This window comes from Caldithrix abyssi DSM 13497 (genome assembly GCF_001886815.1).
GTDB lineage: Bacteria > Calditrichota > Calditrichia > Calditrichales > Calditrichaceae > Caldithrix > Caldithrix abyssi.
Map to the genome: position 1 here is coordinate 2,590,233 of NZ_CP018099.1, position 14,589 is coordinate 2,604,821.

The window sequence follows — 14,589 nt, forward strand, 5'->3', positions numbered from 1 at the left end:
TACATTTGCCCATTTAGGAAACACAAAAGAAGGAGTATAAACGGTGACACGTAAATCTAAATTAACCACCATCTCGCGCGTTGAAGAATTGATGTTGCAAAAAACGAAAAAACAATTAGTTTATTCGCCGATCGAAAAAATTGGCACCATTGTCGTCGATAACTTTCCGGAGCTGGGTAAATTGACCGCCCTGCGCTTTTTGGAGTGGGCGCAAAACAATGAAGGCTCCACCATTTCGCTGCCAACCGGAAAAACACCGGAACATTTTATTAAATGGGTTGACTATCTGCTACATAACTGGAACGACAAAAAGGCTCAGAAAATTCTCGAAGAACATGGCGTGGATCCCAAGCGAAAGCCGGACATGCGTAGTTTTTATTTTATTCAAATTGATGAGTTTTACCCCATCAATTCAACTCAGCACAACAGCTTTTTTTACTACGTAAACAAATTTTACATTCGCGGCTTCGGACTGGATGCGCAAAAAGCTCTGCTCATTAATCCCAACGAAATTGGCATCCGGCCGCATGAAACATTGGACGAGATCTGGCCGAACCACATTGTTGATCTGAGCTTGCGTTTCTCCTATCCTAAGGACGCCTTGCAAAAACGTCAGCAAGAGGTATTGCGCGCCGTTGACCAGTTTTGTACCGATTACGAATCGAGAATTCGCGAATTGGGCGGTATCGGTTTCTTTTTAGGCGGGATCGGGCCGGATGGACACATCGGCTTTAATGTTCGCGGTTCCAACCACTACTCTACAACGCGTTTAACGCAAACCAATTACGAAACGCAGGCGGCAGCCGCTTCCGACCTGGGCGGCATCGAAATTTCACGTAATCGGCTGGTTATTACCATCGGTCTGCAAACCATTACGTTCAACCCCAATACTACGGCCATTATTATCGCAGCCGGCGAGGCCAAAGCCAAAGTGGTCAAAGACGCCATTCAGTCCGAAAAATCGAACCAGGTGCCGGCTTCCGCCTTACACGATTTGCCCAACGCCCGTTTTTACATTACACGCGGCGCGGCCAAACTATTAACCGAGCGGCGCTATCTGGAATTAAAGGAAGCGAAAGAGATAAGTCGCCAGAACATCTATCATATTGTTACAGACCTGGCTCTGCAAAAGAAAAAACGATTGAAGGATTTAAGCAAGCGCGATTTTCAATCCATTCGCTCGTCAAAATTACTTTTAGAACGCTTTGGGGAGAAAGCCCTGCACTTCCCTGCCGAAATAGAAGCCAGTTACACTAAGTACATTAACAATGCTTTGCAAATTCCCAAACATCAGGTTATCTTGCACACGGCTCCGCATCACGATGATATTATGCTGGGCTATTTGCCTTATGTGGTACGCCTGATGCGTGAACCGACCAATACGCACTATTTTAACTATTTAACCAGCGGCTTTAACGCGGTAACCAATAGCTACATGTTGCATCAGCTCGAAATCACCCAGTCATTTTTCAATCGCCCGGAATTTCAGACTCTGTTCGAAGAAAACTATTTTGATCCTACCAATCCGGAATACAGAAATCGCGACGTATTTCAATACCTCGACGGCCTGGCAGCAAACGACGAGGACGCCATGAACGAAGGAAACGCGCGGCGACTTTTACGCAACCTGGTGGAAATTTTTGAAGAAGATTCCATCGAAAACTTGAAAAATCGCATTAACGAGCTGGCCAATTATTTCAGGACGCAATATCCCGGGAAAAAAGACCTACCGTACATCCAGCAGCTGAAAGGCATGGTGCGTGAATGGGAGGCCGATATTTTGTGGGGTTATTTTGGCTTTACGTGCGAATCGGTCATTCACTCACGCCTGGGGTTTTACAAAGGCGAGATTTTTACCGAAGAGCCCACCATCGATCGCGACGTGGCGCCCATCTTGCAAAATCTACGCAGGATCAAGCCAACCGTGGTCAGCGTGGCCTTCGATCCCGAAGGTAGCGGCCCGGATACGCACTATAAGGTTTTGCAGGCGGTTTCCACCGCTCTTAAATTGTACAGCGAAGAAACCGGCAAGAAGGATATCACCATCTGGGGCTACCGCAATGTCTGGTACCGCTTTCATCCCAGCGAGGCCAATTTGTACATCCCTGTAACGCACAATACCAGAGCAATTCTGGATCATGCCTTTATGAACGCCTTTGGATCGCAAAAAGCGGCGTCCTTTCCCAGCTATGAATATGACGGCCCCTTTTCCGGTCTGGCGCAAAAAATTCAGGTTGAACAATACCAATACATGAAGTCGTTGTTAGGAAGAGACTTCTTTTATGAAAACAAAGATTCGCGTATTCGCTCGACGCGCGGCTTTGTTTTTCTGAAAGTCATGTCGCTCGACGAATTCCACCAACATGCCAGAGATTTAAAGCGTACCACCGAAAATATTTAAAAGGAGGCAGCAATGAAATCCTTTAGAAAAGAGTTGTGGTTCAATACCAAAACGCGCCGAGACTACATCAACATTACCCCGGAAGTTGAAAAATGCGTCCAAGAATCCGGCATTAAAGAGGGGCTGTGTCTGGTTAACGCCATGCACATTACGGCCAGCGTTTACATAAACGACAATGAACGCGGTTTGATTCAGGATTACGACGACTGGCTGGAAAAACTGGCGCCGCATGAACCGATTTCTCACTATCGACACAATTTAACCGGCGAAGACAACGGCGACGCCCATCTTAAACGGCAGATAATGGGCCGCGAAGTGGTGGTGGCCGTTACCGACGGTAAACTGGATTTTGGTCCGTGGGAACAGATTTTTTACGCTGAATTTGACGGCCGCCGCCCTAAACGCGTGCTGGTTAAAATTATTGGAGAATAAAACTGGTTAAAAACGACCATTATCTTTTACTACTTTTCACCGGCTGGCGGAACTTAATTTCCGCCAGCTTTTAACATTTTATGCGCTCCTTCACATACCTGTTTTGATTTTAAAAAATGATTAAATAGACAAATGATTAAATAGACAAGGCCTTAAAAGCCGCTACCAAAAACGAACCGCCAAGAGCGCAAAGAATGTTTTAAATTAAAAATAGTTTCAATGGCCCTCACGCCCTGTACCCTCACTCCAGACAAAAGATTAGGAATGACCGTACTTGTAAGGGCGAAGGATTTCCATCCCCACTTTATCCAGAGCGCTTTTTTTATATGACTAAAGATTAATGCTTACCAGAGTTGAATTGTTCTTGGAAATCCTTCGCCCCTACGTAAACGGTGGTAGGAATTCACCACATTTGCAGAAACATTTTTGAAATGACAGACTAACAATTCAACTAATCAACCATTCAACTAATTAACTATTCAACCAATCCATCACGACAGGGCGGGACTAGATCTTCCAGAGGAAGTATCCTAAAAAGCAATGAGTTGCAAAAATAGAAAAAGTTTGCGGACTAACTGAATCCGCAAACTTTGAAAAACAAAGCAGAAGAATCGCAATCTAACTTAAGTAAGTCCCTATCAACATCCACTCTTATCTTAAGAAAATCAGCGAAGACAGAATGAACGTCGGAATCAAAAAGGGAATGGAATACTTGATCATATACCCAAAAAAGCTGGGCATGGGTACTCCCGCCTCTTCGGCGATCGACTTGACCATAAAATTAGGAGCGTTACCAATGTAGGTATTGGCGCCCATAAATACGGCCCCGGTTGAGATGGCCGTTAAATATTTTATAAATTCAGGAAACTGTGTGGTTACCGTACCGTTTGCAAAAGCGGCGCGCAGTTCAGTCTCATGAATGCCCAATTTGCCCAGGGCGCTGTTAAAGAACGTTAAATAGGTCGGCGCATTATCCAGAAAACTGGAAAGAGTTCCCGTTATCCAGAAATAGTGCCAGGGTTCCTTTACCGCTCTAATCAAACCGGCCATGGCGCCGTGCTCGCCGGCCTGCAAAATGGCCAGCGCCGGAATGATGGTCATAAAAATGCCGGCAAAGAGGTAGGCCACCTCTTTAATCGGAAACCAGTTGAATTCATTGCCCTGGCGAATTTCTTGTTTTGTCAGCTTAAGAGACAGCAGGCCCATAAGAATAATCCAGAAATCACGCACCACGTTTTGCACCGTCATGTGAACGCCAAACACGGTAAAATGTCCCAGGTGGGCGACACCGCTGAAAATGACGCCCAGCACCACGCCCAACAGAAAGATAAAATTAAAAGCGCCTTCAACCTTAATCGGTTCTTTTTCGCCGTCGGTAGGCATGAACTGTTTGTCCTGACGGTAATAGTAGGAATCCATCAGAAAAAAACAAACCAGTAAAATAGAGGCCACAAACGACATTTCAGGGAATAAATTTAACGTCCAGAAAAAACTGACGCCATGCAAAAAACCCAGGAACAGAGGCGGATCGCCCAGCGGCGTTAATGAACCGCCGATATTGGCGACCAGGAAGATGAAAAAGACCACCAGGTGCACTCTGTGCTTGCGATGTTTATTGGCTCTTAATAAGGGACGGATCATCACCATGGCCGCTCCGGTGGTGCCAATCCAGGAGGCCAGTAGCGTGCCAATCAAGATGAGCAGCAGGTTGACGGGCGGACTGCCCTTCATCGTTCCCCGCACGTAAATTCCGCCGGCAATGGTAAACAGTCCCCATAATAGAATAATAAAGGGGATGTAATCAATTAAATAGATGTGTAAAATGCTTTCAAAAGCGATCATTTTGTAAACAAATAAAAAAGGAATGGCAAAAATCAATGCCCAGGCTGCAGAAACTTTGGGGAAATGGTGATGCCAGAAACGCGGAGCCACCAGCGGGAAGATAGCAATGGAAAGCAGGATTCCAACAAAGGGAATAATCGTCCACAGAGGCAATTCGCTTCCCAGATTATGCTCTTCCTTTGCTTTAATAGCCTGATCGCCATTGTGTTCACTGCTTTCTACCTTTTTATGTTCAACAACTTGCTGCGTGCCTGTCGTATCCGACGCAAATGATTTAGCTGGTATGGAAAAAGAAAAGAATAAAAAAAGCAGGATCAAAATTCCCGACAGTGAAACCATCCTTTTAGTATTCATCTTAATACCTCCGGTGTAAAGTTGTATCATCCGTTAATCATTCGACCTGAAAGTTTATGACTTAATAAACTCAGGCGGGAATTAATCGATGCCGGGCGATAAACTCATTCAACCATTCATTGATCTCGTCTCGTAATTCGCGAAAGGCATTCATCTTTTCGATTTCGCCGCCTTTTATTTTGGCCGGATCATCAAAGGTTTTATGAATTTTGGTGGCTCCGATTAATATGGTATCCGCCCGCTGGCGCGCCTCTTCGGTAGTGGTAATGATAATATCCCACTTGGTATGAATGAATTCATTGACCGATCTTGACTTTTCTTTAGAGATATCAATCCCTATTTCCATCAGAACTTTTTGAACGTAAGGGTTAATTTTTTTGGGACGCAAACCAGCGCTGTAAACATCGATTCGATTAAATGAAATGTGCTTAATGAGCGCGGCAATCATGACGCTGATGCAGGAGTTATGGGTGCCTAAAACTAAGACTTTTTTCATGGTTCCCTCTCATAAACTATAATCATCTGAAACCTGATATTTCAATAATCATATAAAATTACAAAATCTTTAATTATAATGCTATCTTTTTTTAGGCCTGAAAATTTGCTTATTATGACAGCTGGCAACTCTTCCCTTCTTCGGGGAGCTTAGAATACTGCCCATGTAGGATCTATCCAGGCATTGCGGAATGCGAAAATTTTTGTGCCGCCAAAATGGTTGAATAGTTAATTAGTTGAATGGTCGTCTGCCTATCATTCCGATTCTATCCAATGGCGAGGGGCAATAGTGTAAGAGTATAAGAGGTTATAGGTTTTAAGGTAGTTTTTGAACCTTGATTAATATGATTACAGGATTAACTTGATTTTTTTCACCCGTGAAAGTTTACTCTCAAATTTAAGGCGAAATTTTGCAGGCACAAAAAGCAAATCATGGAAATCCCGAAATCAAGTAAATCATGGTTCAAATTGATTGGCCGCCGGCCTGTCACTCCTCTTCCCGCCTTTGCATGAAACTGACCAACGCAGGAATCACTTACATCGTTGGAAATAATCTGCCATGCGAAACTTCCCCCTCTCCCAGACTTTTATTCTGGGAGAGAGAGAATTAAAGGGGGTGAGGGCCACTCCGGGCATTTCCTGCCATCGTTGGGCAAAAAAAGTGGATGAGTATAAGAGTTTATAGGTTTTAAGGTAGTTTTTGAACCTTGATTAATATGATTACAGGATTAACTTGATTTTTTTCACCCGTGAAAGTTTACTCTCAAATTTAAGGCGAAATTTTGTAGGCATAAAAAGCAAATCATGGAAATCCCGAAATCAAGTAAATCATGGTTCAAATTGAATGGCCGCCGGCCTGTCACTCCTCTTCCCGCCTTTGCACGAAACTGACCAACGCAGGAATCACTTACACCGTTGGAAATAATCTGCCATGCGAAACTTCCCCCTCTCCCAGACTTTTATTCTGGGAGAGGGGGAATTAAAGGGGGTGAGGGCCACTTCGGGCATTTCCTGCCACCGTTGGGCAAAAAAGGTGGATGAGTATAAGAGTTTATAGGTTTTAAGGTAGTTTTTGAACCTTGATTAATATGATATGCGAGAAAATTATTTTGCGCGCCTTGCGGTTGATTTTGGTTGCGGCTTGGCTGCCTTGGAATACTGCCCATGTAGGATCTATCCAGGCATTGCGGAATGCGAAAATTTTTGTGCCGCCAAAATGGTTGAATAGTTAATTAGTTGAATGGTTGAATAGTTAGTCTGTCATTTCAAAAATGTTTCTGCAAATGTGATGAATTCCTACCACCTTTTACGTAGGGCGAAGGAATTTACATGAACAATTCGCCAACGGCAAGCATTAATCTTTAGACAAAATAAGCCTTACTGAAAAAATGCAGACGGAAATCCCTGGCCCTTACGGTTCATTTTTGCGTTTGGTTAACAGCAATATTTTTTATCTGCGGCTTTTTTTAAGCAGAAAACAAGTCAGCCCCCGGCGCGACAAAAGAGATCAGACCAGATCTCCCGATTCCCGGTAAAGGTCAAAGAATTGGTTCTTTTCCAGTAATGTATTGATCTCTTCCCGCTCCGAAGTCAAGTCAAAAAAATCAATTCCAATAACTTCTCTTGACAAATAATCGATAATCTGGCTGAGCAACATGGCTAACATCAGGACGTATTTATCATTAAAATTGTTCACCTTTGAGAAGTCAATTTTTAATTCAGGCAAGATTTCTAAACACAGGTTTTCGATTTCATCAAAAATAGGTTTAAGCTTGTGGATGGCCTTTTTAAGAGCGGCCTGTAAATTTTTGCTGCCCGCTCTTTGAATCAGCTCGCTAAATTTCTCGGTAAAATAGCGCTCATACGTATTTACAAGCGATTTTTCTTCGGGAGTCCATTCCGGATTTTCACTCACCGGTTGAGCATCCAGATCAAATAGTTTGGGCTCGATAAAAAAGGTTCCTTCCTTCCAGCTCAAAATTTCATCGAGCGCTTCATCCTCTTCTTTTCCGTCAAAATCCAGGTGTAAAAGCTGTCCTTTTTCATACACAAAAACCGCGGTATCATCGCCTTTTTTAAAGACAATCCGCCCGCTTAATGCATTTTGCTCGGCAAAGTTCAGGATGCGGATGATGCCGTATTGGGCAATTTCGCCCCGGGGATGGATTTTTTTAAGAAATTGCACTTCGGTCTCTTGCAGGGCCTTGTTGGTTTTGCTCAGTCTGTGGCTGAGCATGTGGGTGAGAGAAAGCGTAATATCTGGATTATTTAAGATCAGACGATCAAAGTCGGATTTTAACAAGCGCCACAAAGAGACGTCACTTTCAGCCACCACCGTTGCCGATCTCGGCTCGCCGGTAATCAGGGCCATTTCGCCAAAATAATCGCCGTCCTGCAGCCGGGCAAGGATGATTGGCTCGCCTTCATCTTCCGGCTGCGTTTCCACGCGAACCGTACCCTGTTTGATAATATAAAAACAGTCTCCCAGATCACCTTCGCGAATGATGACATCGCCTTTTTTAAAATAAACATCATCCAGTTTATCCTGGATGAGCTTCAGGTCTTCTTCCTTAATCGAAGAAAAGAGGGGCACGCGCTTCAGCTGGTGAAAGATAATATTATCCATTTTGATTAAAATGTTCGATTAGTTGCACAATTTCGCTTACCTCATGACTGCCGGTTATTTCGACCGCATGCGCTTCCCTAATTGGTTTCAGTAGTTCCGGCTTTAAATTCGGCTCGCCAATAAAAATAATCGGTTTTTCGTTTTGCGCTCTCACCTGTTCAATGAGCTTAACACCGTCGCCATCAGGGAGCTTGATGTCCGATACGATGAGATCAACGCTTTCCACATCCATCAGGTTCAGTCCGTCCGTAATTTTGCGGGCTTTAAAGACCCTGTATCCCAAGCTGATCAGGGCGCGTTCGATAATCTTTTGAACAACGATGGAATTGCTCAGAATCAATACGTTCTGGATTTTAGGTTCTTCTTTATGTTCTGGCGATTCTTCCACCAATTCGTCAAATTTTAAAGGTTTTAGTTCGATCCGGAACTGGCCATCATCCCAGCCGAGCATGGTGTCCAGCGCCTGATCTTCGCTTAAATTGCCAAGAGTCACCTTTTGCAATTGACCGGCTCTAAATTCCAGCTCTCCTTTTTGTGAGTCGTGTTCTAACTTTAAGATGCCGGTTAAAGAGTTGGCCTCGCAAAAACGGATTAAATCGACCAGCGGCACTTCTTTTAAATTGCCGCGGGGACCTTCCTGAGAGGTTTCCATTTTATTTACATTGGGAATATGAGACGCCTTTGCCAGGGTTTCGCGCAGCCGCTGGCTCATTATTTTTCCGATGCTAATGGAAATGGAGGGGAATTTTTCCAGGATCACGTCAAAATCGTTTTTATGAAGGGCAAACATTTCAGATTCTTCGGTGGTTATGACCGAAGCGGAACGCGGTTCTCCGGTCAGTAAAGCCATTTCACCGAAGTAATCTCCAGCTTGCAAGGTGGCCACAATTTTTTCATTACCCTGGTCATCATAGATGCAAATTTTAACCTTGCCGTTAATGATGATATACATTTCATCGCCGGGATCGCCAATTTTACAAACCGTTTCGTTGGGCCCAAAGGTTTTAAATTTCAAGCGTTGAATAATAAAATCAATGCTTTCTTTGCCCAGGGTGTGAAAAATAGGAACGGATTTTAATATTTTGCTTAATTGAATCATCCGGATGCTCCCCTCTAAATCATCTTCTTTAAATAAAAATAAAGGTAAAGCACGATTAAAAAGACAATTAGCGTCCACCATAAAGAGCGTACTTTACGTCTGGGTAAACGCTCAAACTGAATGCGCTTTTTATCTTTAGCGTGCAGCCGAGACTCTAAATCGAATTCTTTGTGTTTTCTTAACCCCCAGAATCGCATAATCAACCAAAATCTTAAGTTTAAATTTAATAAAACTTACTTAAAAGGCCCGTTTCAGTCAAAAAAAAATGGGCCGCTTAACAGCGACCCATTTTTTCACATCTATTCTTCTACTTTTGCTCTCTTGGCATCCCAGTACATAAAAATCAATAATAACAGGAACATAAAGAAGCCTAAAATTTCGGCAGGAGGCGATTCCACCCAGTGTTCGGTGCCGATGGCTTTCATGATATTCCATCCGTCCAGACCGGTAATCGACTGTCCGATAAAAACAATAATTGCAGCCATCACTCCCATAATTGCGCCGCCGGCGATAAAACCAGAAGCAATTAAGGTGCCCTTTTCGCGGCGGGCTGCCAGCAGTTTTTCATCGCTGGTACTTTTGGAGACCAGATGGGCGATAATGCCGCCGGCCAGAATAGGCGTATTTAAATGTAGCGGCAAATACATGCCCAGGGCGAAGGCCAGCGGAGGAATTCCGATGAATTCCAGCACAATGGCTAATAAAACGCCGGCAATGTACAAAATCCAGGGTGCGGGCTGGCCGGTCATCAAGGGTTTTAAAACGGCGGCCATGGCCGAAGCTTGCGGCGCTTCCAGACCGCCAGGGCCAAAACCGAAGGTACGATGCAGCAGAAAGATTACGGCGCCCACCGATGCGGCAGCCAGAATGGTTCCTAAAAATTTAAACCGTTCCTGGGTGCGTGGCGTGGTGCCCAGCCAATAGCCGATCTTCAAATCGGTAATAAAACCGCCAGCCATCGAAAGAGCGGTACAAACCACACCGCCGATGATCAGCGCGGCCAGCATGCCGTCTTCACCGTGCAGCCCAACGCCCACCAGAATGACCGAAGAGATGATCAGCGTCATCAAGGTCATGCCGGAAACGGGATTGGTGCCGACAATGGCGATGGCGCGTGCGGCGACTGTAGTAAACAGAAATGAGATCACCGTTACAATGGCCAGACCGACCAGAGCATGAATCAGGTTGCCTTTAACGACCAGGAGTAAAAAGAAAACAAAAATGCCCAGCAATACGCTGACAATCGACAACGCCAGCCATTTCATTTTGATGTCCAGCTGGGTTCTCTTCTGGCTGTTGGCTTCTTCGTCAGAGCTGTGCGCTTTTCCGGTGATTTCCATAATGGCCAGCTTAAAAGCGCCGGTAATAATTTTGTGCGATTTAATCACCCCGATCAGACCTGCTGCGGCAATACCGCCGATTCCGATATGGCGTACGTAGTGATTAAAAATCTCTATGGGCAGCATGTCCGAAATGGGTTTGGCTGCGTTCAAAATGGGCATGGGATTAAATTGACCGATATAATAGATGGTCGGCAGAATGACCCACCAGGCTAAAAACGAACCGCTGGCAATGATCAACGCATATTTTAAACCAACGATGTAGCCCAGGCCCATCACAGCGGCGCCAATATTCATGCGGAATTCCAGACGGGTGGCGTCGGCCAGCTGTCGGCCCCAGTCAAAAACTCGGGTGGAAACCACTTCTTTCCAGAAGCCAAGACCGGATACCAGAAAGTCGTAAATTCCTCCCACAATAAGGGCGTTAACCAATATTTTGGCCTGACGTCCGCCCGCTTCTCCGGCGACCAGCACTTCGGTGGTAGCCGTCGCTTCGGGAAAGGGGAATTCTCCATGCATGTCTTTGACAAAATAACGTCTGAAGGGAATTAAAAAGAGGATTCCCAAAAACCCGCCAAAAAGAGAGGCCAAAAACACCTGCAGAAAGGTCGCTTCCAGCCCGAGAATGTACAAACCCGGAATGGTAAAAATAGCGCCGGCCACAATTACGCCCGAACTGGCGCCAATGGATTGTACGATCACATTTTCCGAAAGGGCGTTTTTACGTTTGGTTAAAGCCGAGTACCCAACAGCCAGAATGGCAATGGGAATGGCGGCTTCAAAAACCTGTCCGATTTTTAACCCCAGATAGGCGGCCGCGGCGGAAAAAACCACAGCATAAAACATGCCCCAGAATAACGAGTATCCCGTAATTTCAGGAAGCGGCATATCATCCGGAACAACCGGCTTGTACACTTCCCCTTCCTTTAATTTTCGATAGGCATTTTCCGGAAGGCCCATTCCTTTTTTTGAAACGTCCATACCAACTCCTCTTGTTGTTTAACCGTATAGTCCTACAAGAAAAAGAAGATACTCAAACATTTTTTACAAGTAAAGATGTTTTTTAAAAAAAATGAATTTTCTGTCCGTCTCCAGGAAAAAATTCGGTTTTGTTAAAAAGAAGAGGCCCAACGCAATATCATTCGTCCCAGAATGACCAATAAAATCAAAGCGATAAACACTTTTTTTAATTTAACGGGTATTCTGGCCTGATATTTTGTGCCCAGTATCGAGGCCGGGATGGCTCCCAGAAATAAAAGTAAGGCGCGGTCAAAATGAATCAGCCCAACGCCCCAGAAGGAATGCTCTGCGCTTTGTGCAAAGGCCAGAGGAATCAACGCAAAAAAGGCGTTTAAAAACATAATCGCATTGGTCAGGGGCACCACATGTCCTTCTTTTACCAATCTACTTTTAAAAAGCAGCGGCGTGATGATAATTCCCCCTCCCACCCCGGTCGTGCCGGAGATCAGTCCGCTGGAAACGCCGATCAACGACATCCAGTACCAGCGTGATTTTTGTTTTGGCGCGCTGTGTCTTGACTGGTAGCCAATGAACATCTGGATCAGAACGTAAATCAGAAATAAAATAAAAATGGCTAACAAAATTTGTTCGGAAAGAAACGTTACTAAAAATCCGCCAAAACCTGAACTTACGGCCGAAAAAATCAACAGGTAAAATACCAGCGTCCAGTCAATTTCGTTGCGGCGCGCAAAACGAACGGTATTTAAAAGGGTAATAAAAGCGATGGTCGCCAGACTGGTGGCGATGGCCTCGCTGTGCGGTAAGCGAAAAACGACGTTCAGAGCTGGCACTAAAATAATGCCTCCGCCCAGGCCTAATACCGAACTGATGCCCCCCACGAGCATGCCAACGATCAGGACAGTAATTAAAAGCGTCAAAACTCAATTCCTTTTACTTAGCTTAAAGAGCTGGCAGATAGATATGAAACGTACTTCCCTTTCCCGGAGCGCTTTCCACATCGATTTGCCCGCCGTGCTCCTTAATGATCTGGTAAACAATGGAAAGTCCGAGGCCGGTTCCCTGGCTTTTGGTCGTAAAAAAGGGATTAAAAATCAATTCAAGGACATCGGGCGGTATGCCCACACCGGTGTCGGAAATGGAAATTTTGATGAATTTATCCGAAAGCAAATTGGGATTTCGTTTGCGCCTATCTAAAATGGGCTGCGTGTTAAGAGCGTTTTGAGCTTCAATTCTCAAAACGCCGCCGTCTGGCATGGCATCGATGGCGTTAATAAAGAGATTTAACAAAACCTGTTGAATCTGGTTGGGATCAACAAATACATCGGCCAGATCCTCCGCGTAAAAGGTTTCCACTTTAATCCGTTTTTCTCTGAAACGCGTTTGGATCAGGGGAAAGACCTCGTTGATCACCTTTTTGATGGAACACTGCTTAGGATCCGGACGGACGGGACGGGCATAAGAAAAGAAAGCTTTCAATAACTTTTCCAGCCGATTTACCTGACGTAAAATGCGCGACAGGTACTCCAGCTTAGAGGGCTCATCTTGCAGTTCATCTTCCAGCGACTGGGCCATGGCCTTGATTCCCGCCAGAGGATTGCGTATTTCGTGGGCGATTCCGGCGCTTAAAACGCCCAGCGAGGCCATGCGATCCATGCGAATGATTTCGGCCTGGATTCGTTTGGTTTGCGTAATTTCCGAAAAGACCATGATGTATTCTGTTTTTTTCTTGTTCTGGTCATAGGGATAAATGGAAAGACCGATGTAAACATTGGACAACAAGGTGCGTTCCAGTTCAATTTCCTGACGAATAATGGGCAGGGGATTTTCTTTGATTAAAGCTAAAATTTCACGAATGTTTTTTTCGTTCAGGATGTCTTTTAAGTAGCGGATCTTTTTTAACGGTGCCTTGACATTCAAAATTTGTACGGCGCTCGGATTGAGAAATTTGATCCGCTGTTCATTGTCAAAAACAACCACGCCAAAATGCACCGCTTTTAATATGTTCTGGATTAATTCAAATTTTTCAAATTGATCCTGGCTGAAAAGATTGATCGGCAAATGCTTAAAATGCTCGTGGCTGTCGCTTTGAATTAAATATTGCTCCAGATTAAAAGCCAGCCGCTGAGCGGCAATCATAGCAAAGGAAAGGTCATTTTCGGAAAATGACTCACGATAAATTTTATTGATCAAAATAAGCGCTCCGAAGGGGCGGTGAAAAAGATTGATGGGCGCAAATAGCAGGCTGATAATCTTGAAGCCAAGATATTCTTCCAGTTCCTGGATCAGCGGATCAACCAGGTCTGTCTTTTCGAAGACCAGGGTTTTGTTTTGCTTTAAGAGCCAGTGCGTATGACTTTTTTCCAGAGAAAAATAGACCAATCTTTCCAGTTTGTTGGGACGCGACCGCTCCTGCAGCAGGAGTCTGTTTTCTTCTTCCTCATAAAAGCCAAAATAAGCGGTTTCCACGGCCAGCGTCAGTTCGATTTTTTTAAGCAGGGGCGACTGCAAAAACTGCTTTACTTCTTCAAAATTATCATATTCATGGATGCGGTCAATATCCAGAAGCTCGTCGATATAGCTGATTAATTTTTGTTCGCCTTCTAATAATTCTTTGTAGGTCTCGATCCTTCGATGGATGAGAGAAAGCCTGATTCCGGCTCTGGCCAGGGTGATCAGGCTGAACTTATCCACCGGATCGATTAATATCTGGGAATTGGGATAGCGATAGATCTGGTGTTTTAATGATTCCTGCTTGGGGTTAAGTACGTAAAGAAAGGTTTTATCTTTTAAATTTCTGTGTTCTACCAGATGCTCAATGTCTTTAAAACGGGCTTTTAAATCATGAGCAAAATCGACTAAAATCAGGTCGAACGATTCATGAAAAAAATTAACCTCCAATCTTTGATCGATATTGAGCGGCAGAATTCTTGGACAAATTTCTTTTAAGATGTTCTTAAAAATCTGAAAACGCTCGGTGTTTCTGGTAACAATGGCAATACTGCTTGACTGTTCTTCCATT

The 14,589-nt window shown here is 44.5% G+C and carries 9 protein-coding genes; 2 read left to right on the top strand and 7 right to left on the bottom strand.

All coding sequences use genetic code 11. The features are described 5' to 3' along the window. Positions 1 to 43 precede the first annotated feature (43 nt). The gene (locus Cabys_RS10065) at positions 44 to 2,401 is read left to right on the top strand and encodes a hypothetical protein (RefSeq protein ID WP_006930243.1); all 2,358 of its coding nucleotides are present in this window, start codon (positions 44 to 46) and stop codon (positions 2,399 to 2,401) included. Between the two features lie 12 nt (positions 2,402 to 2,413). Further along, on the top strand, positions 2,414 to 2,833 hold the full coding sequence (locus tag Cabys_RS10070) for a secondary thiamine-phosphate synthase enzyme YjbQ (protein ID WP_006930244.1): 420 nt from the start codon (positions 2,414 to 2,416) through the stop codon (positions 2,831 to 2,833). A gap of 651 nt (positions 2,834 to 3,484) precedes the next feature. Here the strand turns inward: Cabys_RS10070 and Cabys_RS10075 are convergent. The 7 genes from Cabys_RS10075 to Cabys_RS10110 all read right to left on the bottom strand — a co-directional run bounded on the left by Cabys_RS10075 (position 3,485) and on the right by Cabys_RS10110 (position 14,588). Further along, on the bottom strand, positions 3,485 to 5,029 hold the full coding sequence (locus Cabys_RS10075) for a sodium:proton antiporter (protein ID WP_006930245.1): 1,545 nt from the start codon (positions 5,027 to 5,029) through the stop codon (positions 3,485 to 3,487). Positions 5,030 to 5,099: 70 nt separating this feature from the next. Next, positions 5,100 to 5,525: an arsenate reductase ArsC gene (locus Cabys_RS10080; protein WP_006930246.1), complete on the bottom strand. Its 426-nt coding sequence runs from the start codon at positions 5,523 to 5,525 to the stop codon at positions 5,100 to 5,102. Positions 5,526 to 7,031: 1,506 nt separating this feature from the next. Further along, positions 7,032 to 8,150, bottom strand: a complete 1,119-nt coding sequence (locus Cabys_RS10085) for a cyclic nucleotide-binding domain-containing protein (protein WP_006930247.1) — start codon at positions 8,148 to 8,150, stop codon at positions 7,032 to 7,034. After that, the gene (locus Cabys_RS10090) at positions 8,143 to 9,249 is read right to left on the bottom strand and encodes a cyclic nucleotide-binding domain-containing protein (protein ID WP_006930248.1); all 1,107 of its coding nucleotides are present in this window, start codon (positions 9,247 to 9,249) and stop codon (positions 8,143 to 8,145) included. The genes Cabys_RS10085 and Cabys_RS10090 overlap by 8 nt, the downstream gene beginning before the upstream one ends. Before the next feature lie 299 nt (positions 9,250 to 9,548). Beyond that, entirely contained in the window at positions 9,549 to 11,570 is a 2,022-nt protein-coding gene (locus tag Cabys_RS10100; protein ID WP_006930251.1) for an OPT family oligopeptide transporter, read from the bottom strand. 131 nt (positions 11,571 to 11,701) lie between these two features. After that, the gene (locus tag Cabys_RS10105; RefSeq protein ID WP_006930254.1) at positions 11,702 to 12,487 is read right to left on the bottom strand and encodes a sulfite exporter TauE/SafE family protein; all 786 of its coding nucleotides are present in this window, start codon (positions 12,485 to 12,487) and stop codon (positions 11,702 to 11,704) included. Positions 12,488 to 12,509: 22 nt separating this feature from the next. Continuing rightward, positions 12,510 to 14,588 (bottom strand): sensor histidine kinase, encoded by a 2,079-nt coding sequence (locus Cabys_RS10110; RefSeq protein WP_006930255.1) that lies wholly within the window; start codon positions 14,586 to 14,588, stop codon positions 12,510 to 12,512. Between the last annotated feature and the right edge of the window lies 1 nt (position 14,589).